This is a genomic window from Micromonospora sp. NPDC049051, from assembly GCF_043197575.1.
Taxonomy (GTDB): domain Bacteria; phylum Actinomycetota; class Actinomycetes; order Mycobacteriales; family Micromonosporaceae; genus Micromonospora.
The window spans coordinates 621,852-645,676 of the sequence record NZ_JBICTL010000002.1 but is presented as its reverse complement, the minus strand read 5'-3'; the positions used below and the strand labels follow the sequence as shown (position 1 = coordinate 645,676).

The following is a 23,825-nucleotide window of genomic DNA, read 5'->3' as shown; positions in this document are numbered from 1 at the left end:
CAGCCCGGTCAGCGCCGGCGGACGACGAGGGCGTCGGGCATCCGGAAGGTCAGGTTGTCCGGGCACCAGGGCTCACGGAGCACGGTGACCCCGTCCAGCAGCCCGGCGGTCTCGGCGACCACCACGGCCGCCTCCATCCGGGCCAACTGGTCGCCGACGCAGCGGTGTGCGCCCGCGCCGAAGGCCAGGTGCCGGCGGGAGCCGCGCTGCCCGGGACGGAACTCGCCCGGCGCGTCGACGGCGGCCGGGTCCCGGCCGGCGCGGGCCAGCCAGAGCACGATGCTGGTGCCCGCCGGCACCGCCGTACCGCCCAGCGTGGTGTCCACCGCCGCCACCCGTCGCCACGTCACGATGGGCGGCTCCAGCCGCAGCCCCTCCTCGACCACGTCGGTGACCGCGACGGTGCCGTCGCGCAGGCCGGTCAGTACGGCCGGCTCGCCGGTCAGCCGGTGCAGCAGCAGGGTGAGGAACTGCGAGGTGGTCTCCTGGCCGGCCACCAGCAGGAAGAACAGCGCGCCGACCACCACGTCGGGCGGGTGCCCGGCGGCCCGCAGCGACCCGGCCAGCCCGCCCCCGGTCGCCGCGAACTCCCGCAGTACCCGGTGGAAGCGGCCCACCTCGGCGGCGAGGGCCTGCTGCCGCTCGGCGTCCAGCGGCGCCCAGAACAGTTCCAGCGCGGCGCGGGCGAACTCCTTCACCGCGCCGACCGGCGCGTCCGGCAGCTCGACCAGCCGGGCCAGCACCAGCAGCGGCAGGTCGGCGGCGAGTTCGGCGTAGAGGTCCACCGGCGCGCCCGCGTCCAGGGTGGCGTCGATCCTGCCGACGCGCTCCCGGACCAGGCTGGTCAGCCAGGGCCGCTGTGCCGCGATCCGCGTCGGGTGCAGGGCGTCGGCGACGATCGCCCGGATCGCCGGGTGGCTGGCGCCGCCGTTGTTCGCCAGGGTCGGCGGCAGCCGGAACCGGTGCCCGGCCAGCACCCGCAGCGCGGCCACGGGAACCGGGGTCACCGCGTCCAGCGCGTTGTCGGGCCGGTACGTCGCCGCGTCGGTGAGCACTTGGCGGACCAGGGCGTGCCGGGTCACCACCAGGTGCGTGACGCCCACGTGGTCGCGCACCCGGGCCAGGTCCGGCCAGTGCGCGTCGGCGGTCTGCGCCCAGCTCCGGAACAGCACGCCGACACGTTAGCGGCCGGCCCCCGGCAGCCCCGCCCGCAACTGCCACACGGTGGTGCGCTTCACCCGTACGCTCTCCAGCGTCTCGGGCACCGGCACGTCGTAGACGGCCAGCTCGTCGAAGCGCTCGCGGGGCAGGAAGGCCCGACCGGGATCGCCGACCAGCACCCGGGCCCCGGCGCGGGCGGCCCGCAGCAGGAAGCGCAGCACCCGGTTGGCCATCGCCTGGCTGTAGAAGACGTCGCCGGCGAGCACCACCTCGGCCCCGGCGGCGTCACCGTCGAGGATGTCGCCGAGTTCGGCGTCGACACGTACCCCGTTGGCGTCGGCGTTGACCGCGACGGCCGCGACGGCCAGCTCGTCGATCTCCGCCGCGCGCACGGTGGCGGCGCCGACCCGCGCGGCGGCGATGGCGACCAGGCCGGAGCCCGCGGCGAGGTCGAGCACCCGGCGGCCGGCGACCAGCTCCGGGTGGTCGGTGACGTACCGGGCGAGCGCCTGCCCGCCGGCCCAGGCGAAGGCCCAGAACGGCGGCGGCTGGGCGCTGCGGAACTCGCCCTCGGTCAACTCCCACAGCCCGATGGCGTCGTGGGCCTGGTGCAGCCGCACCTCGGGCACGAAGGCGACCGGGGTGAGGCTGGCGTGCAGCCGGACGAAGGCGGCGGAGAGCTCGGACACGCCGACGATTCTCTCCCGCCGCCCGAACCCGCCGACCGCCGCCACCCCGGGCCCGCCACGCCGCCTGGCCGCGCCGGCCGCCATCCCAGCGTCTCCGCCGCCCGACCGCGCCGACGACCGCCATCTGAACCGTCTCGGTCGCCGGACCGCGCCGATCGCTGCCACCGGCCGACCGCCTCCGCCGCGCTGGCGGCTGCCTCGGCGTGTCGCGGGGGAGGGGTGACCGGTTCACCACTCTCGGTGAAAGTGGCCGCCGTGCTTGGCGACCGGTGCGAACACGCCCGTCTACCGGCCGGTTGGCGGCGCTGGCAGCGTGGCGGGGGAGGCGGCGACCGACGGGAGGTGGCGACGGTGTGGCGGTACGCGCAACGGGTCGCGGTGGTGCTCGCCTGCCTGGCCGGGGCGCCTCTGCCCGCGCCCGCGCAGGCGGCCTTCGCCACGGAACTGAGCGGCCTGCCGGACGAGTTCACCGCGGGGGACCGGGTCGAGACCCTCTCCGCCGTGGTCTCCCGCGACGACGGGGGCTGCGTCAAGGTGCGCTGGTCCATGGTGCTGCGGGTACGCGGGCTCCGGCTCGACCAGGTCAGGATGGACCGGATCGAGGAGACCGGCTCGTTCCCGCTGGACATCCGCGCCGACGGGAACGTGGCCCGGCTGACGGACCGCCGGCTCGACCCGGGCACGCTCTGCCCCGGACGGACGGTCACCGCCCGCTACCGGGTGGCCTTCGCCGGGGACGTCACCCGGGGGCGGATCACCCTGGCGGCGGAGGCGTACGACGCGAACCTGCGGCTGCTGTCGCGGCAGACGGCGACGCGGTCGGTGATCGGCCCGAATGCGCGGACTGCCCCGAGCGAGGAGCCGGAGCCCGATGCCACCACCGCCGAGCCGACCGACCCGGCGGCCGAGGAGACCGGGGCGGTGGAGGCCGGGGAGGTGCCCGCCACCGACGAGCCCGCCACCGACGAGCCGGTGTCCGACGAGGCGCCCACCGCGGCCGGCGCGGGACGGCCGCTGGCCGGGAGCGGCGGCTTCGGGGCGGTGCAGGCGGCGTTCCTGCTCGGCGGGCTGCTGCTCTCGCTCGGCCTCGGCCTGCTGCTGCGGTTGCGGCACCTGACGGCGGCCGGCGCCGATGCCGGGCCGCAACCATCGCGTCGCGCACCGGCAGGCCGTTCCGACGGCGACGCCGGGCCGGACCGGCGTGGGGACCGCCCTGCCGGGGCCGGTCGGTGGCGGGCCGCGCCGCTGCGCGGGGACCGCCGACGCCGGTGACCCACACCGCTCGTGCCGACGACGGTCGGGCTGGCGGGTGCTCAGGCTGGTGGTCGTCAGGCCGGTCGTAATCAGGCCGGCGGTGCTCAGGTCGGCGATGGTCAGGTCTCGTGGTGGTCCGTCGGGGCCGGCCGGTACGCCGACCGGCCCCGACGGGCGGTCACTTCGAGAACGCCTGGAACTCGGCGATGCGCACCTGGGTACGCGCCGGGCTGGCGGTCGCGCAGTCGGTGGTGGTCGCCGGGTCGTCGTCCTGCTCACCGGCGTAGGCGGGGCCGCCGGTGCACTGGCTGGCCAGCACCTCCAGCCGCAGATGCGTGGCCAGCGTGGTCGGCACCCGGAACTCGCGCAGGTTGATGTCCGGCACGTACGCCCGGTACGCCCCGCCCGGGAACGCGTCGGGCGCGCTGGTGTGGATCCGACGCCAGTTCGCCGGATCCGTGCAGTCGGCCTTCTTCGCGTTGCACGCCGACACCGCGAACGAGCGCAGCGCGCTGAGCGCGTTCTGGCTGCCCGGGTCGGCGTCGCCGGAGATCGTCGGGCGCAGCATGGCGCTGACGTTCACCCGCTTCACGACCTGCGGGGCGTCCCCGGGCAGCGCCACGGTGACCCGCCGGCCGGCCACTCCGTCCAGGGAGGCCCAGTTGGTGGCCTCGGTGTCGTCGGCGATCCGGTCCAGGTTGACCCCGTCACCGGTGACCGTCGCGCCGGATGCCGTGGACGCCAGGTTCCGGCTCATCCGCAGGTCGACGTACCCCTGCTTGCCGGGCCTGGCGACCACGGTGAGCCGCTGGTGGCCGAAGCCGGGTGCGACGGCGAGCAGTTGGTACGTGCCGGGCACCAGCTCGACGGTGTCCGGCAGCGCGGTGGCCGGGTCGGTGTCGGCCACCGGCACCGCCCGCGCCTCGTACGCGCCGACGTACACCCGGATCGGGGCCTCGGCGCTGTCGCCCTTCGGGCGCAGGGTGAGCACCGCGTTGTCGGCGCCGGGGGCGGCGAAGCTCGGCGTCGGGTCGGTGTCGGCGGCGCCGTTGGTGGCGGCGTCGCGGCCCATCCCGGAGCGGGCGAACTCGGCCCAGAGCAGGTCCTGGTTGGCGCCGCCGAAGCGCAGCAGGTCGGCGGTGAGCATGTTGTCCCGCATGTCGAGCATGCTCACCTGGCTGGCGGCCTGGAGCAGGAACGAGTCGAAGACCAGCTGCGACCAGCGCCGGTTGCCCGGGCACTCGTCGACCGCCACCAGCCCGCGCGCGCAGTCGAGCTGTAGCCGCGGGGTGCCGGCGCCGTAGCGCTTCATCAGCGCGGCGCGTACCCGGAAGTTGGTGGCGCTCCAGATCTCGCCGTCGGCGTGCACGGCCGGACCGCCGGTGTTGTAGCCGACGTCGGAGTAGTTCAGGGGGCTGCGGCTGAAGTCGTGGTTGCGGATTCCGCTGACCAGGTTGCCGGTGACGTAGCCGCCGGTGACGTAGGGCGTCTCGCCGGGGGCGCGCAGCCCGTGCTGGAAGAGGTACTCGGCGGCGAGCAGGTCGCTCCACGACTCGCCCATCGAGCCGCCCTGGTGGCCGCTGATGCCGCTGTCCGGGCCGGCGATCATGCGGTTGGTGATGGCGTGGGTGTACTCGTGCCCGATCACCGTCATGTCGTAGTCGCCGTCGACGCAGGGCGGGTACGGCCCGCCGGCCTGCGGCTGCCACAGGTACATGTTGGTGGTGGGCGGCAGGCCGTCGCGCGGCGTGCCCTGGTTGGCGTTGTTCCGGTTGCCGCTGAGCGCGCCCTGCTGGGCGCGGCCCTGCTCGGCGTCGCCGCCCAGGCCCTCCGGGGTCAGGTTCACGGCCTGGAGGTTCCAGGTCGCCTCGGTGAAGCCCAGGTGCCAGGCCCAGTCGTGCATCCGGTTGTGCATGGCGAACAGGTTGGCGATCGCGGCGTCACCGTCGTTGCGCTGCGCCGAGGTGAACACCTCGGGGTTGCAGCGGGCCTGGTGCCACTGGTCGGTGAACGGGTACTCGTAGCGGCGCTCCGGGCTGGGCGTGGCCGGTACGGCCGGCGTGCCGCCGCCCCAGGAGAGCACGGTGTTGGCGGAGTTGCCCCGAGCGGTGCCGGTCGGCGTGCCGGTGGCCGCGTCGACGTCCCACGGCTGCCCGGTGGCCGGGTCGCGGAAGGCCGCCTGGCAGCCCGGCGCGGGGTCGCCGCACCAGCGCACCCGGGGATCCTGCCCGGGGCCGAGGTCGCGCGGCGGGGTGGCCGGGAAGACCGCCCAACTCGGGTTGTCCGAGTCGAAGTCGACGAGGTCCTCGCGGACCAGCACCTGCCCGGTGATCCCGTCGACGTACGTGGTGAACGCCGCCAGGTGGTCGGCGTCGGCGCCGATCAGGGTCACCTCGTACGCGGCCCGGGGCCCGTCGAGCGGGGTGGGCACGGCGACGGCGCGGACGCTGTGGCTGCGTACCGCCTCGGCGGTCAGGCCGGCGTCGGCGCGCGCCGCCGCGTACGCCTGCTCCTCGGTGAGGGTGGCCGGTGCCGGCGCGGCGGTGTCCCGGGACAGCGAGGAGCTGACCGCGAGGACCTTGCCGTCGGCGACCGCGACGGTGACCAGGCCGTCGTGTCCGGCCGGCAGGTCGCCGAAGCGCTGCCGGAGGGTGACGACCGCGCCGGCGCCGATGGGCCGGACCAGTACCCGGTCCATCGCGTCGACCGCCGTGGCGTCCAGCCCGAAGAGGTCGCGGTGGCCGGCCAGGTACGCGCGGGCGGCCGCTTCCGGCGCGGCGGGCAGGCCGGTGGCGAGTGGCGCGCTGCCGGGGCCGAGCGCGTGCGGGGTGCCGAGCCGGTTCCAGCGGGTGTCCGGGTCGGCCTTGCGCGCCAGGCCCCGCTGCCGCGCGTCGGGGGCGGCGGTGCCGGGGCGGTTGTCGACGTCGGCGTGCTGGTGCTGCCCCTCGGCGAACGGGCCGGAGCGCCGCTCGGCGGAGGCGCCGCCGGTCGGTGCGGCGGCGGTGGGGCCGGTGGGCAGCAGCGCGGCCGCCACCGCGGTCGCCGCCAGGACGGGGATGAGCCGGCGTCGGCGCCGGCTCATCCAGGGTGTCCATTCCGGTTGTGCCACGGAACCTCCTCGTGGGAGCGGGGTGGCCGGCCCTCCGCCGGCCCGCGCAGCGCGTTACGCATGCGCATCTGTGGATATCAGCCCGCCCCGGCGGGGAACAAGGGTCGCGCCTACTCAAGCCGTCCGGCGAGCGCGAGGCCGCCCGGCCTGCCGTGACTCCCGGAATCGGGCGCCTGCGGTCCGCCCCGCGCCAATATCGACAAAAACAGTCTCTTGTACAGAGTCGTGGCGGCTGTCACAGTCGGAGGAAGGCTGCGACAGATCGGAGACTGTCCATGGCCGTCGACCCCGCAACCACGGGCGCCACCGCCGACTGGCGGGACGTGCGCCGCCCCTGGTGGCCGCTGGCGCTGGTCGTCCCGGCACTGCCCTTCGACGCCTGGCTGGTCTGGCGGGCCACCGGCGACGCCTGGGCCTGGTGGCTCACCCCCGCCGCCGTGTTCGTCCTGATCCCGGTGGTCGACATGCTGGTCGGCGAGGACCGGTGCAACCCGCCCGACGAGGCGGTGCCCCGGCTGGCCGCCGACCGCTACTACCGCTGGCTGACCTACCTCTACCTGCCCGCCCAGTACGCGGCCCTGGTGCTCTGCTGCGCGGTCTGGGCCCGGGGCGACCTGACGGTGGCCGGCGCGGTCGGCCTGATCGTCACGATCGGGGTGGTCGACGGCATCGCCATCAACACGGCCCACGAACTCGGCCACAAACGGGAGACCGTGGAGCGCTGGCTGTCCAAGATCGCCCTCGCGCCGGCGGCGTACGGGCACTTCTACGTCGAGCACAACCGGGGCCACCACACGCGCGTCGCCACGCCCGAGGACCCGGCCAGCGCGCGGCTGGGGGAGAGCTTCTGGGCGTTCTGGCCGCGTACGGTCTCAGGCGGGCTGCGCTCGGCGTGGCGGCTGGAGACCAGCCGGTTCCGCGTCCGGGGCCGCAGCCCGTGGACCTGGCGCAACGACGTCCTCAACGCGTTCGCGATGACCCTCGTGCTCTACGCGGCGCTCGCCGTCGCCTTCGGCCCGGGCGTGCTGCCGTTCCTGGCGCTCCAGGCGGTGGTCGGGTTCTCCCTGCTCGAGGTGGTCAACTACCTGGAGCACTACGGGCTGGCCCGGCAGCGCACCTCCGCCGGCCGCTACGAGAAGGTCGACCCCCGGCACAGCTGGAACAGCGACCGCAGCGTGACCAACATCTTCCTGTTCCAGCTCCAGCGGCACAGCGACCACCACGCCAACCCGCTGCGCCGCTACCAGACCCTGCGGACCTTCGAGTCCTCCCCGCAACTGCCCGCCGGCTACGCCACGATGGTGGTGGCCGCCCTGGTGCCGCCGGTGTGGCGCCGGTTGATGGACCACCGGGTGCTTGCCCACTACGGCGGGGACCTGACGCTCGCCAACGTCCATCCGCCGGCCCGGCGCCGGCTGCTGCGGCGCTGGCGCCAGGGCCAGGCAGCCGCCTGACGCCCAAGGGGCACCCGGCCGTCTGACGGCCGGGCCGGGGCCTCCGCCCGTCGGACGGCCGCGGGCCCGCGCGCCGGCTCACCGGACGGCCGTGCCGGAGGTCGGTTCCACGCGTCGCCGCGTCCCGGCCGGGGTCGCGCAGTGGTGGCTCAGGGCGTCCAGCCGGGGTCGCGGCCGAACGCGGCGAGCAGGCGGTCCTGCTCGTCCGCCCGCGCCGGCACGTCGACCTCCGGCCGGACCAGCCGACCCCGCTGGTACTCACCGATTCGCCGGCTGAACCACCGCGCGCACTCGGCGACCGCGTCGGCGTCCAGCCGGGGGTCCGCGCCGATCGCCACGGCGAGGTCCCAGCCGTGGATGAGGTGCTCCGCGATCAGCTGGTGCAGGTACTCGTCGGCGGGCGTCTCGCCGGAGGAGAGCGCGACGGTACGCTCCAGCGCCCCGGGGTGGGTGAAGGCCAGCTCGGCCTGCCCCGCCGCCTCCCGGGCCGCGCCGGCCGGGTCCGGGCCGAGCACGTCGCCGTCGTAGCGGTCGCCCACCTCTTCGATCGTTCGCCCCGCGAGCAACGCGACGCTCCAGCGGTCCTCGCCCACCACGTGGTTGACCAGCGTCCGCACGTCCCAGTCGGGACAGGGGGTCGGGTCCGACCACTGGCCGGGGCCGACCTGCTCCACGCGGTCGGTGAAGTCGGCCAGGCTGCGGCGGTACGTCTCCAGCGGGTCCATGCCGACGATTGTTCCGGCTGCCCCCGAGAGCCGAGCTGTTTTGCCCCGCTTCGCGGTCGTGCTCGCGGGTCTCGCCCGGTCGGCCTCCCCGCTGCCCAGCCGTCAGCGGCGATCCGGGCCTTCAGCGGCGACCCGGTCAGCGGCGACCTCGGCCGTCAGCGACGGCCCAGGCGTGGCCGTCGCCCCGGTCAGTCCAGCTGTGCCGGGTCCAGCCCCAGCTCGCGGGCGGTGAGCAGGCGTACCCACTCGGCGAACTGCCGGCGGGAGATGACCCGCTCGTGCACCGCGAGCTGCACCGCCAACCCGTCCATCACCGCGCTGATCCGCCACGCCGCCCCTGCGGGGTCGGCGCACTCGAAGGTGCCCTCGCGGACCCCGTCCGAGATGACCTTCGCCAGGTCCTCGCGCCAGCGCAGGTCGAGCCGGCGGGAGACCTTCTCCAGCTCCGGGGTACGCAGCGACTCCGCCCAGCCGTCGATCCACATGGCCCAGGACGTCGCCCGGCCCGCCGGTGTGTAGAGCCGCACGATCCGGCGGAGCTTGGTCAGGGGCGGGGCGCTGGACCGCATCACCGCGTCCAGCCGGGCCAGATCCTGCTCGACCGCGTACGCGAAGGCCTGCGCGAGCAGCCGATCCTTGGTGGCGAAGTGGTAGAAGACCAGTGCCTGGCTCACGCCTGCGGCCTGCGCCACGTCGGCCGTGCGGGTGTTGGCCAGACCACGCTCCACGATCACGTCACAGGCCGTGCGCAGCAGGGCATCCAGGCGGATCTCGGCCGCACGTCTCGTCACGCCGTTACCGTAGCCCATTCGGACGAACACGAGCAGTTACGGATGACGGCCCGTTTGCGCTCACGACAGTCGGAAGCCGGACAGTTCGGGCCCGCATCCGGGTGGATCGCCCAGACCCTGCGGGCGAAGCCGGCTCATCCTCCTAGGAAGCCTAGGCCGAGGGAGGCCCCTCACCCGTTCCGCCACCGCTGGCGCCCGGTGGCTACCTGCCTGACGCGCCGGGCGTCACCCCGATTTGGCAACCGCTCGCCGGCTCGGCTAAAGTTCTCACCCGTCACCGGTTAACGCCGGAGACAAGCGGACGTAGCGCAGCTGGTAGCGCATCACCTTGCCAAGGTGAGGGTCGCGGGTTCGAATCCCGTCGTCCGCTCGGAGCTGCCGCCACGCATGACGGGGGCAACCTCGGTGGGGTGGCCGAGAGGCGAGGCAACGGCCTGCAAAGCCGTGTACGCGGGTTCAAATCCCGTCCCCACCTCGGCAAGAAGCGAGGGCGATTGGCGCAGTGGGAGCGCGCTTCCTTGACACGGAAGAGGTCACTGGTTCAAACCCAGTATCGCCCACCAACACGAAGGCCCGTCACCATTCGGTGACGGGCCTTCGTCGTTTCCCGCCTGTGCCGAGCTCTCGTGACTGCGCCAACGCCGACGGCCACGGCGGGGTGCACCCGCGGCCACCGGCGGCGGACCGGTGGGCCAGTTCGCCGAGGACGGGCGGTGCCTCGTGGCCCTGGCTTGAGATGGGCCGGGCGGTGCCTCGTGGGTGTGCCTGTCGAGGTGAGTCGTCTACGACATCATCGCCCGGGCGATCACGGCGGCGAGCAGGGTCCGTGCCCACCACCTGCGACATCACCGCCGGCGCTGGCAGGCGACTGCTTCGGCCCGGGGCCGGGGGCGGCTCCGCGGAGGTCACCGGTCGGGGCTTGAGTCGTCTGTGACATCAGCTCGACAGCGTCGATACGGCAGCATGCCTCGCCGTCCGCCGTCCGCCGTTCGCCGTTCGCCGTCCGCCGTCCGCCATCCGCCGTTCGCCGTCCGCCGTCCGCCGTTCGTCTGTCGGGCGCCGGGGCTGGTCGTACGGCTGGCGGACGCGATGTGCCGGCCACCCTGCTCCGGGCGACCGGCACGTCGGCAGTGCATTGCGCGACCGTTCAGCTCCGGCGGCCGCGTGGATGAGCGTCAGAGGGGCGGGGCGACGTCCCGGCGCTCCTCGACCCGCCGGTACTCGACGGGCTCGGTCGTGCTGACCACCTGGCGGCGGCGGCCCCAGATGAGCGTGGTCATGATGAGGCCGAGCACGCCGGCCGCCATCAGGATCCAGCCGACGACGTCGAGGTTGAGGCCGCCGAGGCTCGCATCGAGCGCGAAGGTGAGGATCGCGCCGAGCGCGATCAGGAAGATGCTGGTGCCGATACCCACGACAGCCTCCTTCGTCAGGGATGTGGTGTGCTGTCGATGGACCTCATTACCCCGTGGGTGGCCAGCGCAACCACCGCGATGCCGGGCCGGCGGCGGGGGACGTGGGCCGGACGGGCGGGGTGGCGTGCCAAGCGATCTTGCCGTCGGGTAGAGTTGCCCCCGTCGCCGAGGAACACCGGTGACACGCGGACGTAGCGCAGCTGGTAGCGCATCACCTTGCCAAGGTGAGGGTCGCGGGTTCGAATCCCGTCGTCCGCTCGCGATCCGCCCCTCGTGATCCGGCCTGCCGGGTCGGGCGGTCACCCCGGGCGATTGGCGCAGTGGGAGCGCGCTTCCTTGACACGGAAGAGGTCACTGGTTCAAACCCAGTATCGCCCACCAGCTGTCTTCCCTGCCGAACGGTGATCAGACGTCGCCCTTGCGAGTGCCTCCCTCGACTGCGTCACGCAGTTCCTTCACCACCTGCTCCGGTTCGGCGAGACAGCGCCAGGCCGGTACCCGCCTGACCTCCGTGGCTGCGGCGACGATGTCGAGCCTGCTCAGGATCCGCCGTAGCGGTCTTCCGTCCGGGTCACCCTCGGGATCGTCGACAAGCACCGCGAGGCTCCTGTCGCGAAGGCTGAGCGTGAGGTCGACCGGATAACCCGGCAGTGGCGTGCCCCAACGCACTGTCAGTCCGGCGTCGCGTAGGCCGGCGATCAGTTGGTCGACGGGCCGCGCGTCGAGGCCGGCGTCCGTGGCCGTCGGCGCGGGCGGGCTGGCGAGATCGGCCAGCAGTCCGCGTTGCCCGGACCACCACGAACGGTCACCCACGACGATCAGCTGGGACCTGGCGCGGGTGATCGCCACGTTCCACAGGTTCGTCTGCTCGACGAGCCAGCCACGGGTGCGCTCGCTGATGCCGTGAGCGCCGACGGGCGAGACGACCATGATGTCCTCCTCGCTGCCCTGAAACTTGTGGATGGTCGCGCACCGCAGGTCGTCGGCGAGGCCGGCGTCCTGGAGCGCGCGGTCGAGGATCCGCTGCTGCTCGGCCAGGGGCGTCACCACGCCGATCGTGACGCCCGGGTACTCCTTGCGCAGCCGCTGGACCTCGCCCACCACGGCGTGAACCTCGTCAGCGTTGCGGCCGGAACCTGTGGCGCCTCGGGTGAAGCGGCCGGACACGTCCACCCAGCGGGTGGCGGACTCGGCCGGCGCGGCCAGCCGGGCCGGGTCGGTGAGAACCGTCAGCCGGTTCTGGTAGACGACCCGGTTCGGGGCGTCGATGATCTCCGGGTGGCAGCGGTAGTGCTCGTCGAGCAGGATGGTGCTGCCCGCCGCGGTCGCGAACGCCTCGTACGCCGAGTGGTTCCGGTGGGTGAGCCGCCGGCTGGTCAGCCACTCGTGTCCGAGCCCGGCGCGGGCCTGCTCGCCCCGGTCGTCGCTGTCGGAGAGCTCGACGACCGGTGTGAGCTGCCGCGGGTCGCCGATGATCAGGGCGCGTTTCGCCCGGTAGAGCATCGGGAGGATGGCAGCGACGGTGCACTGGGCGGCCTCGTCGATGATCACCAGGTCGAACAGCCCCGCCCTGGGCAGCAGCCGGCGGGCCGACATCGCGGTGACCGCCCAACCCGGTAGCGCGGCGAGAAGCTCGCTCATGTAGGCCCAGCTTCTTGCTTCCGGCTTGGCCATCTCGTCGGCGCGGTTGCGCAGCAGGGTCGTGTTGCCGGCCACCCGGGCGGCGATCTGGGCCCGCACCAGTTGGTCGCTGTGCTCGGGTCTGGTGTCGCGTTGCAGCGTCCGTAGCCGCCTCCAGACTTCTTCGGCGGTGCCCGGCCGGGACCGGAGTCGTCGGCGTCGCTCGCGCCAGCACTGCTCGATGACCGCCTGTTCGCCGAGGGCGGTGATCGCATCCCGGTCGAACACGCCTCGCGACCGCAGTCGCCTGCGATACCACCACCCGAACCATCGGCTTGTCAGTGCCCGGTCGGTGAGGTCGACCAGCTTGGCCAGGACGGCGTCGTCGGTGTCGGCGAGTGAACGGTCCCGTTCGAAGGCGAGGTCGGCGAGATCCCGTTCGAGGCGGCGACGCTCGTCGAGATCCTCGCGTAACCGCGTGATCTCCTGCGCCACGAGTCGTAGCTCGTTGGCCGGTCCGCCGGCCGCCGGCACCGGCGGCGGCCATGCCTGCATCACCTCGGCGAGGTACTGCGGCTCCTGCTGCCGGTACTCCTTGTTCCCGGTACGCAGCACCAGGCCCGGGCCGACCATGCCGGTGACCCGCTCGACGACCTCGTCGACAGCCCGGTTGTTGGTCGAGCCGATCAGCACGCTCTGCCCGGCGGCCGTGGCGGTCGCCAGCAAGGCGGTCACCAGTTGGCTCTTGCCGGTGCCGGGCGGCCCCTGCGCGACAGTCAGGGGTCGGCTCATCGCCGCCCGGATGACGTCCTCCTGAGTCTCGTTGACCGCACTCAACGCCACCGTCAGGACGTCGGCATCCTGCGCATCCGCCCCGACCACGACACCGCTCGATAACGTACCGAGTGCGGTCGATGCGATCTTCCCCGCGTTCTTGACGATGTCCTGCAGGTCCTCAATGAGCTGTCGCTCAGGGGACTCCGCGCTGCCTGCGGCGAACAGCATTCCGGCGTTCTGCACCCGGTTGACGGGTCCGCGGTTGACGGTCCCGACGAGGTTCTCCGGGTCGAGGGCGGACACCGGCTTCAGCCCGAACGTGTTCGCCACCAGATCGGCCACCTCGGCGAGGGACTTGTGCTCGCCGGGGACGAGTCGTTCGGCCACTGCCTGCCGCAGTTCGTCCGCCTCGACCGCAGCCAGCTGGAAATGGTCGATCAGGGCCGGACTGGGCTGCGGCGGCGCCGGGTGTGCCAACCCGTCGTCCCCCACGATCAGGTCTGAGACGAGCAGGGGCGCCAGTCGTACGTGCTGGGTGCCCTTCTGCTGCAACGCCACGATCGGGTAGCCGTACTGCAGGCAGCGGCCACCCGCCTCGGCCAGCCCGGCCAGCCGCTGGCCGCGCTCCTTCAGCGCGACCGGCTCGGTGGCCGAGAGCATGATCTCCCGGCCCGCGGGCGCAGCGAGGTACGAGTCCTTGTTCGCCGGGTTCACGAAGAACTGAAGGACGGCGGAGCGTTGCAGGCAGGCGACGTGGTAGTTGAGCAGACGACGCCACCGCTCGGTGTCGAAAGGTGCGTCCTCCGGCTCGTCGCTCCGTACACCCGGGCTCCGCTGTGGCCGTTCGTCCGACCCCGCGACCAGCGGGATCGGGTCGGTGACACCTTCGCTCGACTCGACCGGCTTCTCCTCCCGGCGACGTGACATCTCAGTCATCGCGTACCGGGAGAGGTCGCTCGCGGTGAGCCAGCCGTCCTCAGCGGTCGCTCGAGCCGCACCGCGGAGGCCGGTGAGCAGGACCTCGGTGAAGACCGAGGGCCGGTCCGGGCCCTGCGCCTTCGACGCCTTCAGATGGCTGCTCGACTGGAGCATGAACGTGCCACGCTCGCGCTTGAGACGCCGGGGCTCCTGCCGCACGCCGGCGCTGAACCGGTGACGGGCGGTGAACGAGCCCGAGAAGCAGCAGTCCAGCAGGACCACCTTCTGGCTGGCCTTCGTGTGGTTGAGCATGTGCCGCAGGACGCCCTCGACATCGAACGCCGTGGTGTGCAGCAGCGTCGTATCGGTGTCGATGGTGCCGAAGAAGAGGGACTGCCGGTCGTCGTGCTGGATGCCGTGGCCGGAGTAGTAGAAGAGCGCGAGATCACCGGTGCGCCGGGCGCCGTAGAACTCCTCGACGACCTGCTTCATCCGCGCCGCGGGCAGGTCGACGTGGGCGTCGACGCTGTCGAAGTCGCCGTCGCTGTCCAGCACGGTCCGCACCTGTTCGACGTCCTGCCGGACGCCGGGCAGCGCGGTGAGCTTCGGGGCGGCGTGGTAGGTCGCCGTGCCGAGCACCAGGGCGTGCCGACCCATCAGCGGGAATGCTCGATCGCATCACGGACGAGGTCGATCAGCTGGGCGGTCTCCGCCTTGGTCGCCTGGTCGATGGTCAGCTCGACGGCACCGATCTTCAGGTGTGCCCGGCGACCCTGGTTGCGGTTGAGGAAGCCCACCACCAGGTCCACGAGTGCCTGCGCGTAGCCCGGGTCGGCACCGGCGACCGCGGCCACGGTGGCCAGCACGACCTCGCCGACGCCCTTGCTGTCAGGGCCGGTGGGCACCTCGAGCCGCCGCACCTCGCCGATGTCGCCCAGGTCCTCCACGAGTTCGTCAGTCAGCTGGTCGAGGACGAAGTCGTCGTCCTCCGGCAGCGGCGTGAAACTGACCTCAACGACGACCTCGGACACCCGTGCCTCCCCCAGACCCAACCGAAAGCACCCGGAACGCTACGGAATGACGGCGCGCCGAGGGCGGACGTGTCGGGTTCCCGACGAGCGCCGTGGGCGGTCCTGCCCTGTCGGGCGAGCCGGATGCGCGCTGTGAGACATCTCTTCCCGCACCCGGCCAGCGGCGTCCGCCGTCCACTTCGGACCAATGTTGTCCGGCCGGGCTCTGCCGTGGGCAGATCCGCTGACCGTGAACACGGGACCGGAGCGTCGCCCGGAGCGGGCACAGTGGAGTGCATGAGACTGCTGGTGCTGGGCGGGACGGGATTCGTGGGCGGCGCGACGGTCGCCGAGGCGGTACGTCGGGGCTGGACGGTGACCGTGTTCAACCGGGGGCTGCACGGGGCGACGCCGGAGGGCGTACACCGGTTGCGGGGTGACCGGAGCGCGCCCGGCGGCCTGGCGGCGCTCGCGGACGGCGAGTGGGACCTGGTGGTCGACACCTGGGACGGCGCGCCCCGCGCGGCGCGCGACGCCGCCCGCGCGCTGGTCGACCGGGTCGGCCGGTACGTCTACGTCTCCAGCGGATCCGTCTACGCGCGGCCCGTCGCAGCCGGGGTGGACGAGGACGCTCCGGTGGTGGACGCGGAGCCGGACGCCGACGAGGGCGGCTACCCGACCAACAAGGCCGGCGCCGAGCGGGCCGTGCGGGAGACGTTCGGCGAGCGGGCGCTGATCGCGCGGGCCGGGCTGATCCTCGGGCCGGGGGAGGACATCGGCCGGCTGCCCTGGTGGCTGACGCGCATTGCGCGGGGCGGGGACGTGCTGGCGCCGGGCCCGGTCGACCTGCCGGTGCAGTACGTCGACGTGCGGGACCTGGCGGGCTGGATGCTGGACCTGGGCGCGGCGGGCCCGGGCGGGACGTTCAACGCGGTGAGCCGCCCCGGGCACGCGACGATGGGGGAACTGCTCGACGCCTGCGTCGCGGCCACCGGCGCCGACGCCCGGCTGCGCTGGACCGACCCGGGGCCGATCCTGGCCGCCGGCGTGGAGCCGTGGAACGAGCTGCCGATCTGGGTCCCGGCCGGGCACGAGTACCGCTGGGTGCAGGAGCGCGCCGTCGAGCGGGCGTACGCGGCCGGGTTGACCTGCCGCCCGGTGGCCGAGACGGTCGCGGACACCTGGGCATGGCTGCGGGAGGTGGGTACGGTCCCGCTGCGGGCCGGGCGCCCGCAGCGCGCCCCGGTCGGGCTCGACCCCGACCGGGAGGCGGCACTGCTCTCCACGGCCGACTGCTGAGGCGGCCTCGACGCGGCAGAAGCGCGCCCTGACGTGCCGTCGCCCATCCGACGCCGTCGATGCCATTCGGTCACCGAACGCATATGTTCGAACGCTGTAAGTGTGGTGCGGGCCGCACCCGCCAACGTCCCGACGGGGCCCGTCAACGGGAAGGTTCGTGCTGAACGGTTCCTACGTCGGCAACCGCTACCTCTCCGGGGCGGCGATCTACAAGGCCCGGCCGGTGGTCTGGAGCTACCGGTAGTCACGCCCCCCGGGGCCGGTGGCGGGTGCCCGTCACCGGCCCCGGTGCGCCGTACCGCTCAGCTGGCGGTCTTCGCGACCGCCTTGGCGAACACGTCGAGCACCTCGTCCACGTCGCGGCGCGGGGTCGGTCGGCCCGGCTGGCCGTAGCCGATGCGCATCACCATCTGCGGCGGGCCGAACCGGCCCAGCGACAGCCGCAGCTGCTCCCGCGCCGACGGCACCTCGATCGGCTGGGACAGCATCGACACCGACAGCCCTGAGTCCGTGGCGGTCAGCAGCACCCGCTGCAACGCCTGCCCGGCCACGACCTGGTCGACCGCCGTGTTGCCGGGCGAGCCGAGCACCGCGACCAGCGGCTCCGGCTCGAAGTCCCGCCCCGGCGGCCGGTCCAGGCCGCCGAAGCCCCGCGACGGCAGCAGGTCCTGCGGCTCGCCCTGCGGGCCGCCCGACGCGGCCGGGATCCCGTCCGGGGCGGGCGTGGCGCGTACCCACTCCTGGCGTTCGGTGCGGTACTCCGGGCTGCGCTCCAGCACCCGGTGGGCGCTGTGGGCGATCTCGGCGAACGCGTTCACGGCGCTGACCCCGACCAGCATCTCCAGCCAGCACTGCTCGGCGCGGGCCGCCTCGGCGAGGCGCCAGCGGGCGTCGGCGGGCACCGGGTCGGGCCAGAACGGCGCGCGGTTGCTGAACCGGCGGGGGATGGCCGAGTGCAACGCCTGCTCGGCGGGGGTGGGGCGGCGCGGCACGTCCGGGACCAGCCGGGCCACCACGTCCGGCTCGGCCGGGCAGGGGCGCAGCCGTACCTTCGCGGGGGTGCCGGCCACGGCCAGGGCGAGCCGCAGGTTGAACAGCGCCGCCCCGCAGGCGATCCGGACGCCCCAGCCGTTCGGGTCGGTGGCCGGCAGCCGGCGGGCCGGATCGACGAGCACCTCGATGCCGCCGTCGCGCAGCCGGAACCGCCACGGCTGGGTGTTGTGCAGCGACGGCGCGCGGACGGCGTCGGTGGCGGCGGCCCGTAGCTGCTCGACGGTGAAGCCGGTGTCCATGGTCGTGCTCCTTCCGTGGCAGGTCGTGCGCCGGCGGGGGTGGTACGTATCCACGGTGCGTCACCGGGGTGTCGCCCGGGCAGGGCCCAACGTCCCGTCCCGCCGGGCCCTACCGGCCCCGTCGCCGTCCAGGAACTTCGGCCCGACCCGGTCCCGTCGCTGCTCCGGGAGCCCGAGCGGCCCCCGTCGCTGGTCAGGGGCCTCGACCCGACCGCCCTGTCCCGCCCCGGGCCGCCGCCCGGCGCGGCCGTCGCTTGCCGCGACCTGTTGTCGGTTCGGGACCTTCGACCCGTGCCGAAGCCGGTGGGAAGCGGGTAGAAACGAGGGATGATCCGCGTGTTCCTGCTCGACGACCACGAGGTCGTCCGTCGTGGCCTGGCCGACCTGCTGCAGAGCAGCGGGGACATAGAGGTCGTCGGCGAGTCGGGTCTCGCCCAGGAGGCGGCCCGGCGGATTCCGGCCCTGCGGCCGGACGTGGCGATCCTCGACGCCCGGCTGCCCGACGGCAACGGCATCGACGTGTGCCGGGACGTGCGGGCGGTGGACTCCTCGATCAAGGGCCTGATCCTGACGTCGTACGAGGACGACGAGGCACTCTTCGCGGCGATCATGGCCGGCGCGTCGGGCTACGTGCTCAAGCAGATCCGCGGCACCGACCTGGTCGACGCGGTGCGGCGGGTGGCGGCCGGGCAGTCACTGCTCGACCCGGCGATCACCACGCGGGTGCTGGAGCGCATCCGCAGCGGCGTGGAGCAGCCGCGCGAGCTGAAGTCGCTCACCGAGCAGGAGCGGCGGATCCTGGAGTACGTGGCCGAGGGCCTCACCAACCGGGAGATCGCCGGGAAGATGTTCCTGGCCGAGAAGACGGTGAAGAACTACGTCTCCAGCGTGCTGGCGAAGCTGGGCCTGGAACGCCGCACCCAGGCGGCCGTCCTCGCCACCCGCCTGCTCGGCAAGAGCCACTGACGCCCGCTGGTCAGTCCCGCAGGGGGACGGACCAGTGCAGTTCGGTGCCGCGGGGCTCGGCCCGGCGTACGTCGAACTCGCCGCCGTGGCGCTCGGCGCGCTCGCGCAGGTTCACCAGACCGCCCCGCGCGGCGGCCGGGTCGCAGCCCACCCCGTCGTCGGTGACGGTCACGCTCACCCGGCCGGCGTCGACCCGTACCGCCACCGTCACGTGTTCGGCCTGCGCGTGCCGTACGGCGTTGGAGAGCGCCTCCCGCAGCACGGCGGTGAGGTCGGGGCGTACGGCGTCGGGGACGGCGCTGTCGATCGGCCCGCTCAGCTCCAGGCGGGGCCGGTGCCCAAGTGACTCGGCGGCCATCTCGATCGCGTCCCGGATCTCGGTGCGCAACGCGGCGCTCATCGGGGTGCGCAGCTCGAAGATGGTGCGGCGGATGTCCTTGATCGTGGCGTCGAGGTCGTCGACCGCCGCGTTGATCCGCTTGGCGACCTCCGGCTTCGTCGTCATCGGGGCGGCGCTCTGCAACTGCAGGCCGGTGGCGAAGAGCCGCTGGATGACCACGTCGTGCAGGTCCCGGGCGATGCGCTCGCGGTCCTCCAGGACCACCAGCAGTTCGCGCTCCTCCTGCCCGCGGGCCCGTTCCATGGCCAGCGCGGCCTGCCCGGCGAAGCTGCCCAGCAGGGCCATGTCGTCGTCGCTGGCGGCGGGCGACCGGTCGGGACGGTGGGCGATCACCAGCACGCCGTGCAGGACGTCGGCGGTGGCCAGCGGGGAGATCACCGCGGGCCCGGTACTCAGCAGGGCGGGCCAGGGCGCGGCGTGGGCCAGATCCGCCACCTGGTCGTGCCGGCCCTCCGCGACGGCCGCCGCGAAGCTCGTCTCGGCGGCGGGCAGCACCGTGCCGACCAGCGCCCCGGCCTGCTCGGAGGCGCCGTCGACCACCTCGACGGTGAACTCCTCGGCGTCCGGGTCGTAGAGCAGGACCACGGCGATCTCCGCCTCGGCGACCTCGCGGGCCCGCCGCGCCACCAGCGCCAGCGCGTCGGTGCGGCGCACCTCACCCAGCAGTACGCCGGTGATCTCGGCGGTCGCGGCCAGCCAGCGCTCCCGGCGGTGGGCCAGCGCGTAGAGGCGGGCGTTCTCGATCGCCACGCCCGCCGCGGCGGCGAGCGCGACGACGATCTCCTCGTCGTCCTCGGTGAACTCCGCGCTGCCCTGCTTCTCGGCCAGGTAGAGGTTGCCGAACACCTGGTCCCGGATGCGTACGGGCACACCGAGGAAGCTGTGCATCGGCGGGTGGTACGGCGGGAAACCGTAGGACCTCGGGTGCTCGGTGATGTCGGGCATCCGCAGCGGGCGCGGGTCGTCGATGAGCAGGCCGAGCACGCCCCGCCCGTGCGGCAGGTCGCCGATCTTCGCGTGCAGCTCCGGGCCGATGCCGTGGGTGATGAAGTCGTGCAGCAGACGGTCGTGGCCGATGACGCCGAGCGCGCCGTAGCGGGCGCCGACCAGCTCGCAGGCGGACTCGACGATCCGTTGCAGGGTGCTGCGCAGGTCGAGGTCGGTGCCGATGCCGACCACCGCGTCGAGCAGGGCGCGCAGCCGCTCGCGGCTGGTCACCACCTCGCCGACGCGGTCCAGCATCTCCTGGAGCAGCTCGTCGAGGCGTACCCGGGACAGCGGGCTGAGCCCCAGCGAGGGGGTCACGTGCGGTTCGGGGCGGGGGTACGGTTCGCTGGCGGCCACCGGGCGATGGTATCGCCCGGCAGCCGTCGGCCCGGCCCGCGCTACGCGTCGGGGGAACGCACCGCCGAGGTGTCGACCACCTGCGCGACGTCGAGGCGCGGGGTGCGCGGCGGGCCCGCGTGCGCCGGGTCCGCGAGCCCCAGGCGCAGCACGAGGTACGGGTAGCCGAGGCCGGCCAGCAGCCCGCGCAGCGTCTGCCGGGTGCCCGCGACCTCCACCACCCCGCTGAGCGGCACCACGGACACGCCGAGCCGGGTGGCGGTCAGCCAGGCGGCCGAGAGCGCCTCGCCGGCGCGCAGCCAGCTGTCCGGCTCGTCCTCGTCGCCGTAGAGCACCCCGTACACGGCGGCCCGGTCGTGCCCGGGACCGACCGGCAGGGTGCCGGGGCGACCGAAGTCGCGGGCCGGCACGGTGGTCCGGGGCGCCTCCGTGGGCAGCACCTCCGGCGGCAGGCCGGTGCCGGTGCCGGCCCGGTCGGTCCAGTACTCCAGCTCCTCGCGCAGTTGCGGGTCCTCCGCCTCGACCGAGGCGGCGCGGCTGGCGACGGCGGCCAGCTCCAGGACGTTGTCGCGGTCGAGGAACTGGAGCTGGCAGCCCTCGGCGGCGACGGCCGAGGCGATCTCGCCGAGGGCGGCGGTCGGCACCGGCTCGTCGCTGACCGGACGCCGGTCGGTGTGCCGGACCTGCATGCACTGCACCAGGCGCATGGCCTCCGGGTCGGCCTGCGCGCGGGTCAGCCCGGTCAGCCGGGCCAGCAGATCCGCGTCGGCCGGGTCAGGCGTCCGCTGCACCACGGCCGTCCAGCCCTCCGCGGCCAGCGCCACCCGCGCGTGGTGCAGGGCCGCCCCGCAGCTGTACGCCACCAGCCGGCCCTCGGGGTCGGTGGCCGTCAGCCGGGGATCGCGGACCAGCCGCAGCTCCAGCGCGTCCGGCAGGACCCGCCACCGCCACGGTTGGCTGTTGTGCACCGACGGGGCGTGCCCGGCCGTCGCGGCGGCCTCCGCGAGTGCGGTGGTCAGCGGGCGGTCCGTCGCCGGCGTCTCGTGGCTCATGGTCACGACCTTTCGTTTTTCCCCATCGTGCCCCAGCCCGACGGTGCCCCGGGCAGGGTTGCCGCTTCATCCTGCGCCATCGCCCCTGCCGACGCACGGTACGCAGGTCCCGGCGCGGCAGGGCGTTCCGCCCCGGCCGGTTCGCGCGGATGCCCTCCGGGGCGCGGTGGGCGCTGGGACGATCCGCAGGTGGGAACCGAACCGTCGGAGTGCGTGCCGGAGCAGCCGGTACGGCGGGACCGGTCGCGCCTGCTGCTCTGGGCACCCCTGGCCGGGGTGACGGCGCTGGTGCTGGCCGGAGCGGCGCTGCGGCTCGCCGGCCGCCGGGACGCGGCCGACGTGGTGTGGGCCTCGGCCACCGTGGCCGCCCTGGTGCCCGCCGCCTGGTCGGTGCTGCGGCAGCTGTGGCGCCGGCAGTTCGGGGTGGACGTGATCGCCGTGCTGGCCCTGGTCGGCGCGCTGATCATCCGGGAGTACCTGGCCGGGGCGGTGATCGCGGTCATGCTGGCCACCGGCCGGGCCCTGGAGGCGTACGCCCAGCGGCGGGCGACCCGGGACCTGCGCGCGCTGCTCGCCCGCGCCCCCCGCACCGCCCGCCGGCGCGGCCCGGGCGGGGAGGTCGAGGAGGTGCCGCTGGACCGGGTGGCGGCGGGGGACCGGCTGCTGGTCGGCCCGGGCGACGTGGTGCCGGTCGACGGGCAGGTCGACGAGCCGGTGACCCTCGACGAGTCGGTGGTGACGGGCGAGTCTCAGCTGGTGCGGCGCGCGGCCGGCGAGGAGGTCGCCAGCGGCGTGGTCAACGCCGGCGCCGGCTTCGGGATGCGCGCGACGCGCAACGCGGCGGACAGCACGTACGCGGGGATCGTCCGGCTCGCCGAGGAGGCGACCGCCCACAAGGCGCCGATGGTGCGGCTCGCCGACCGCTACGCCGCCGCGTTCGTGCCGTTCACCCTGGTCCTGGCGGGGTTGGGCTGGCTGTTCTCCGGCGAGTTCGTGCGGGCGGTGGCCGTGCTGGTGGTCGCCACCCCGTGCCCGCTGCTGCTGGCCACCCCGATCGCGATCGTCTCCGGGCTCTCCCGCACCGCCCGGCGCGGGGTGCTGGTCCGCGACGGCGGCTCACTGGAGCTGCTGGGCAGGGCCGCCACCCTGCTGGTCGACAAGACCGGCACGTTGACCGCCGGCCGCCCCCGCGCCGCCGAGGTCGTGGCCGCCCCCGACGGCGACCGCGACGACGTGCTGCGGCTCGCCGCCTCGGTCGAGCAGCTCTCCCCGCACGTGCTGGCCCGCGCGTTGGTGGCGCAGGCGCGCGAGCGGGGCCTGCCGCTGACCGAGCCGGCGGGGGTGACCGAGGAGCCGGGCCGGGGCGTACGCGGGTCGGTCGACGGCCGGCAGATCAGGGTCGGTCAGCTCGACGTCGACCTGCCCGACTGGGCGGGGCGGGCCCGGTCCCGGGCCGAGCTGGCCGGTCGTTCGGTGGTCTGGGTCAGCGACGAGCGGGGCCCGATCGGGGCGATCCTGCTGGAGGACCCGGTACGCCCCGACGCCCGCCGCACCGTGCGCCGGCTGCGCGAGGCGGGGCTGCGGCGCATCGTGATGGTCACCGGGGACCGGCCCGACGTCGCCGCTCAGGTGGCGGGGGTGGTGGGCGTGGACGACGTGGTGGCCCGCTGCTCGCCCCCGGAGAAGGCCACCCGCGTACGCGAGGAGGCGCGCCGGGCCGTCACCGTCATGGTCGGCGACGGGGTGAACGACGCCCCCGCCCTCGCCGAGGCGCACGTGGGCGTGGCGATGGGCGCCACCGGGGCGACCGCCTCGGCCGACGTGGCCGACGCGGTGCTCACCATCGACCGGCTGGACCGGCTCGCCGACGCGGTGGAGATCGCCCGGTACGCCCGCCGGATCGCCGTGCAGAGCGCCACCGTCGGGATGGGTCTCGCGGTGCTGGCGATGCTGGTGGCGGCCCTGGGTCGGCTGCCACCGGTCGCCGGGGCGTTCCTCCAGGAGGGCATCGACGTGCTGGTGATCCTCAACGCGTTGCGCGCCCTCGGGGGCGGGCTGCGCCGCCGCGACGTGCCGGCGGGCACCCGGGAACTGCTCGACCGGTACGCGGCCGAACACAGCGGGATCCGCGACGTGCTCGCCGCGCTGGGGGACACCGCCGACCTGGTCGCCACCGCGCCGGACGCGCCCCAGTGCCTGCCGGCGTTGCGCGAGACGCACCGCCGGCTCGTCGACCAGGTGCTGCCGCACGAGGCGGCCGAGGAACGTCAGCTCTATCCGGCGCTGGCCGACCCGCTGGGCAGCGCCGAGGCGACCTCGACGATGAGCCGCGGTCACGTGGAGATCCGGCGGCTGGTGGACCGGATCGGCGCGCACCTCGCGCAGGCCGGCGACGGCCCGCTGCGCCGCGACCAGCTCACCGACCTGCTCGCCGCCCTCTACGGGCTGGCGGCGATCCTGCGGCTGCACCTCGCGCAGGAGGAGGAGGACTACTTCTCGCTCAGCCCGGCGGAACCGGCCGACGGCCGGTAGGCCGGCAAGGAGGGGTC

16 protein-coding genes and 5 tRNA genes are annotated in these 23,825 nt (G+C 74.3%); 10 read left to right on the top strand and 11 right to left on the bottom strand.

Features of this window, described 5'->3' with window-relative positions; genetic code table 11:
- Window positions 1-8: 8 nt before the first annotated feature.
- Entirely contained in the window at window positions 9-1,172 is a 1,164-nt protein-coding gene (locus ACGFIR_RS10140) for a cytochrome P450 (protein WP_393144360.1), read from the bottom strand.
- Window positions 1,173-1,181: 9 nt separating this feature from the next.
- A complete protein-coding gene (locus tag ACGFIR_RS10135) occupies window positions 1,182-1,850 on the bottom strand; it encodes a class I SAM-dependent methyltransferase (protein WP_393144358.1) in 669 nt (222 codons plus the stop codon).
- A gap of 246 nt (window positions 1,851-2,096) precedes the next feature.
- Between ACGFIR_RS10135 and ACGFIR_RS10130 the strand changes: the two genes are divergently transcribed.
- Window positions 2,097-3,122 carry a hypothetical protein gene (locus ACGFIR_RS10130; protein WP_393144356.1) on the top strand — a complete coding sequence of 342 codons (1,026 nt, stop codon included), beginning with the start codon at window positions 2,097-2,099 and terminating at the stop codon, window positions 3,120-3,122.
- Between the two features lie 160 nt (window positions 3,123-3,282).
- Here the strand turns inward: ACGFIR_RS10130 and ACGFIR_RS10125 are convergent, their stop codons facing one another.
- Window positions 3,283-6,213, bottom strand: coding sequence for a M36 family metallopeptidase (locus ACGFIR_RS10125; protein WP_393144354.1), 2,931 nt, complete (start codon window positions 6,211-6,213; stop codon window positions 3,283-3,285).
- A 275-nt stretch (window positions 6,214-6,488) separates the two neighbouring features.
- Between ACGFIR_RS10125 and ACGFIR_RS10120 the strand changes: the two genes are divergently transcribed.
- Complete coding sequence (locus tag ACGFIR_RS10120; RefSeq protein ID WP_393144352.1) at window positions 6,489-7,667, top strand: alkane 1-monooxygenase; 1,179 nt, start codon at window positions 6,489-6,491, stop codon at window positions 7,665-7,667.
- 149 nt (window positions 7,668-7,816) lie between these two features.
- Here ACGFIR_RS10120 and ACGFIR_RS10115 read toward each other — a convergent pair whose 3' ends face one another.
- Both ACGFIR_RS10115 and ACGFIR_RS10110 read right to left on the bottom strand, forming a co-directional pair.
- On the bottom strand, window positions 7,817-8,392 hold the full coding sequence (locus ACGFIR_RS10115; protein WP_393003926.1) for a TIGR03086 family metal-binding protein: 576 nt from the start codon (window positions 8,390-8,392) through the stop codon (window positions 7,817-7,819).
- Between the two features lie 188 nt (window positions 8,393-8,580).
- Complete coding sequence (locus ACGFIR_RS10110; RefSeq protein WP_393003924.1) at window positions 8,581-9,183, bottom strand: TetR/AcrR family transcriptional regulator; 603 nt, start codon at window positions 9,181-9,183, stop codon at window positions 8,581-8,583.
- Window positions 9,184-9,480: 297 nt separating this feature from the next.
- Here ACGFIR_RS10110 and ACGFIR_RS10105 point away from each other — a divergent pair.
- From ACGFIR_RS10105 to ACGFIR_RS10095, 3 genes are all read left to right on the top strand, one after another.
- A tRNA-Gly gene (locus ACGFIR_RS10105) sits at window positions 9,481-9,553 on the top strand.
- Between the two features lie 34 nt (window positions 9,554-9,587).
- Window positions 9,588-9,658: transfer RNA gene (locus ACGFIR_RS10100), tRNA-Cys, on the top strand.
- Window positions 9,659-9,671: 13 nt separating this feature from the next.
- Window positions 9,672-9,746: transfer RNA gene (locus ACGFIR_RS10095), tRNA-Val, on the top strand.
- Between the two features lie 612 nt (window positions 9,747-10,358).
- On the opposite strand, the gene ACGFIR_RS10090 is transcribed toward ACGFIR_RS10095, so the two are convergent.
- Window positions 10,359-10,598, bottom strand: coding sequence for a DUF6458 family protein (locus ACGFIR_RS10090; RefSeq protein ID WP_393003922.1), 240 nt, complete (start codon window positions 10,596-10,598; stop codon window positions 10,359-10,361).
- A 185-nt stretch (window positions 10,599-10,783) separates the two neighbouring features.
- Between ACGFIR_RS10090 and ACGFIR_RS10085 the strand changes: the two genes are divergently transcribed.
- A tRNA-Gly gene (locus tag ACGFIR_RS10085) sits at window positions 10,784-10,856 on the top strand.
- Between the two features lie 48 nt (window positions 10,857-10,904).
- Window positions 10,905-10,979: transfer RNA gene (locus ACGFIR_RS10080), tRNA-Val, on the top strand.
- 24 nt (window positions 10,980-11,003) lie between these two features.
- On the opposite strand, the gene ACGFIR_RS10075 is transcribed toward ACGFIR_RS10080, so the two are convergent.
- Together ACGFIR_RS10075 and ACGFIR_RS10070 are read right to left on the bottom strand one after the other, a co-directional pair.
- Complete coding sequence (locus ACGFIR_RS10075) at window positions 11,004-14,570, bottom strand: AAA domain-containing protein (protein WP_393144350.1); 3,567 nt, start codon at window positions 14,568-14,570, stop codon at window positions 11,004-11,006.
- On the bottom strand, window positions 14,570-14,944 hold the full coding sequence (locus ACGFIR_RS10070; protein WP_393144348.1) for a hypothetical protein: 375 nt from the start codon (window positions 14,942-14,944) through the stop codon (window positions 14,570-14,572). The genes ACGFIR_RS10075 and ACGFIR_RS10070 overlap by 1 nt, the downstream gene beginning before the upstream one ends.
- A 276-nt stretch (window positions 14,945-15,220) precedes the next feature.
- Between ACGFIR_RS10070 and ACGFIR_RS10065 the strand changes: the two genes are divergently transcribed.
- Window positions 15,221-16,222, top strand: a complete 1,002-nt coding sequence (locus tag ACGFIR_RS10065; RefSeq protein ID WP_393144346.1) for an NAD-dependent epimerase/dehydratase family protein — start codon at window positions 15,221-15,223, stop codon at window positions 16,220-16,222.
- 302 nt (window positions 16,223-16,524) lie between these two features.
- Here the strand turns inward: ACGFIR_RS10065 and ACGFIR_RS10060 are convergent, their stop codons facing one another.
- Window positions 16,525-17,514 carry an Acg family FMN-binding oxidoreductase gene (locus tag ACGFIR_RS10060; protein WP_393144344.1) on the bottom strand — a complete coding sequence of 330 codons (990 nt, stop codon included), beginning with the start codon at window positions 17,512-17,514 and terminating at the stop codon, window positions 16,525-16,527.
- A 327-nt stretch (window positions 17,515-17,841) separates the two neighbouring features.
- On the opposite strand from ACGFIR_RS10060, the gene ACGFIR_RS10055 reads away from it, so the two are divergent.
- Entirely contained in the window at window positions 17,842-18,480 is a 639-nt protein-coding gene (locus tag ACGFIR_RS10055; RefSeq protein WP_393003912.1) for a response regulator, read from the top strand.
- Between the two features lie 10 nt (window positions 18,481-18,490).
- Here the strand turns inward: ACGFIR_RS10055 and ACGFIR_RS10050 are convergent, their stop codons facing one another.
- Complete coding sequence (locus tag ACGFIR_RS10050; RefSeq protein ID WP_393144734.1) at window positions 18,491-20,122, bottom strand: GAF domain-containing protein; 1,632 nt, start codon at window positions 20,120-20,122, stop codon at window positions 18,491-18,493.
- Window positions 20,123-20,265: 143 nt separating this feature from the next.
- Window positions 20,266-21,276 carry an Acg family FMN-binding oxidoreductase gene (locus ACGFIR_RS10045; protein WP_393144342.1) on the bottom strand — a complete coding sequence of 337 codons (1,011 nt, stop codon included), beginning with the start codon at window positions 21,274-21,276 and terminating at the stop codon, window positions 20,266-20,268.
- Window positions 21,277-21,465: 189 nt separating this feature from the next.
- On the opposite strand from ACGFIR_RS10045, the gene ACGFIR_RS10040 reads away from it, so the two are divergent.
- On the top strand, window positions 21,466-23,808 hold the full coding sequence (locus tag ACGFIR_RS10040) for a heavy metal translocating P-type ATPase (RefSeq protein ID WP_393003908.1): 2,343 nt from the start codon (window positions 21,466-21,468) through the stop codon (window positions 23,806-23,808).
- Window positions 23,809-23,825: the final 17 nt, after the last annotated feature.

What these genes read in the sequence shown, in the direction of transcription:
- ACGFIR_RS10120 (WP_393144352.1), top strand. Translation starts at nt 6,489, where the DNA reads ATGGCCGTCGACCCCGCAACCACGGGCGCCACCGCCGACTGGCGGGAC.
- ACGFIR_RS10075 (WP_393144350.1), bottom strand. Translation starts at nt 14,570, where the DNA reads ATGGGTCGGCACGCCCTGGTGCTCGGCACGGCGACCTACCACGCCGCC.
- ACGFIR_RS10065 (WP_393144346.1), top strand. Translation starts at nt 15,221, where the DNA reads ATGAGACTGCTGGTGCTGGGCGGGACGGGATTCGTGGGCGGCGCGACG.
- ACGFIR_RS10055 (WP_393003912.1), top strand. Translation starts at nt 17,842, where the DNA reads ATGATCCGCGTGTTCCTGCTCGACGACCACGAGGTCGTCCGTCGTGGC.
- ACGFIR_RS10115 (WP_393003926.1), bottom strand. Translation starts at nt 8,392, where the DNA reads ATGGACCCGCTGGAGACGTACCGCCGCAGCCTGGCCGACTTCACCGAC.
- ACGFIR_RS10045 (WP_393144342.1), bottom strand. Translation starts at nt 21,276, where the DNA reads ATGAGCCACGAGACGCCGGCGACGGACCGCCCGCTGACCACCGCACTC.
- ACGFIR_RS10050 (WP_393144734.1), bottom strand. Translation starts at nt 20,122, where the DNA reads ATGCTGGACCGCGTCGGCGAGGTGGTGACCAGCCGCGAGCGGCTGCGC.
- ACGFIR_RS10060 (WP_393144344.1), bottom strand. Translation starts at nt 17,514, where the DNA reads ATGGACACCGGCTTCACCGTCGAGCAGCTACGGGCCGCCGCCACCGAC.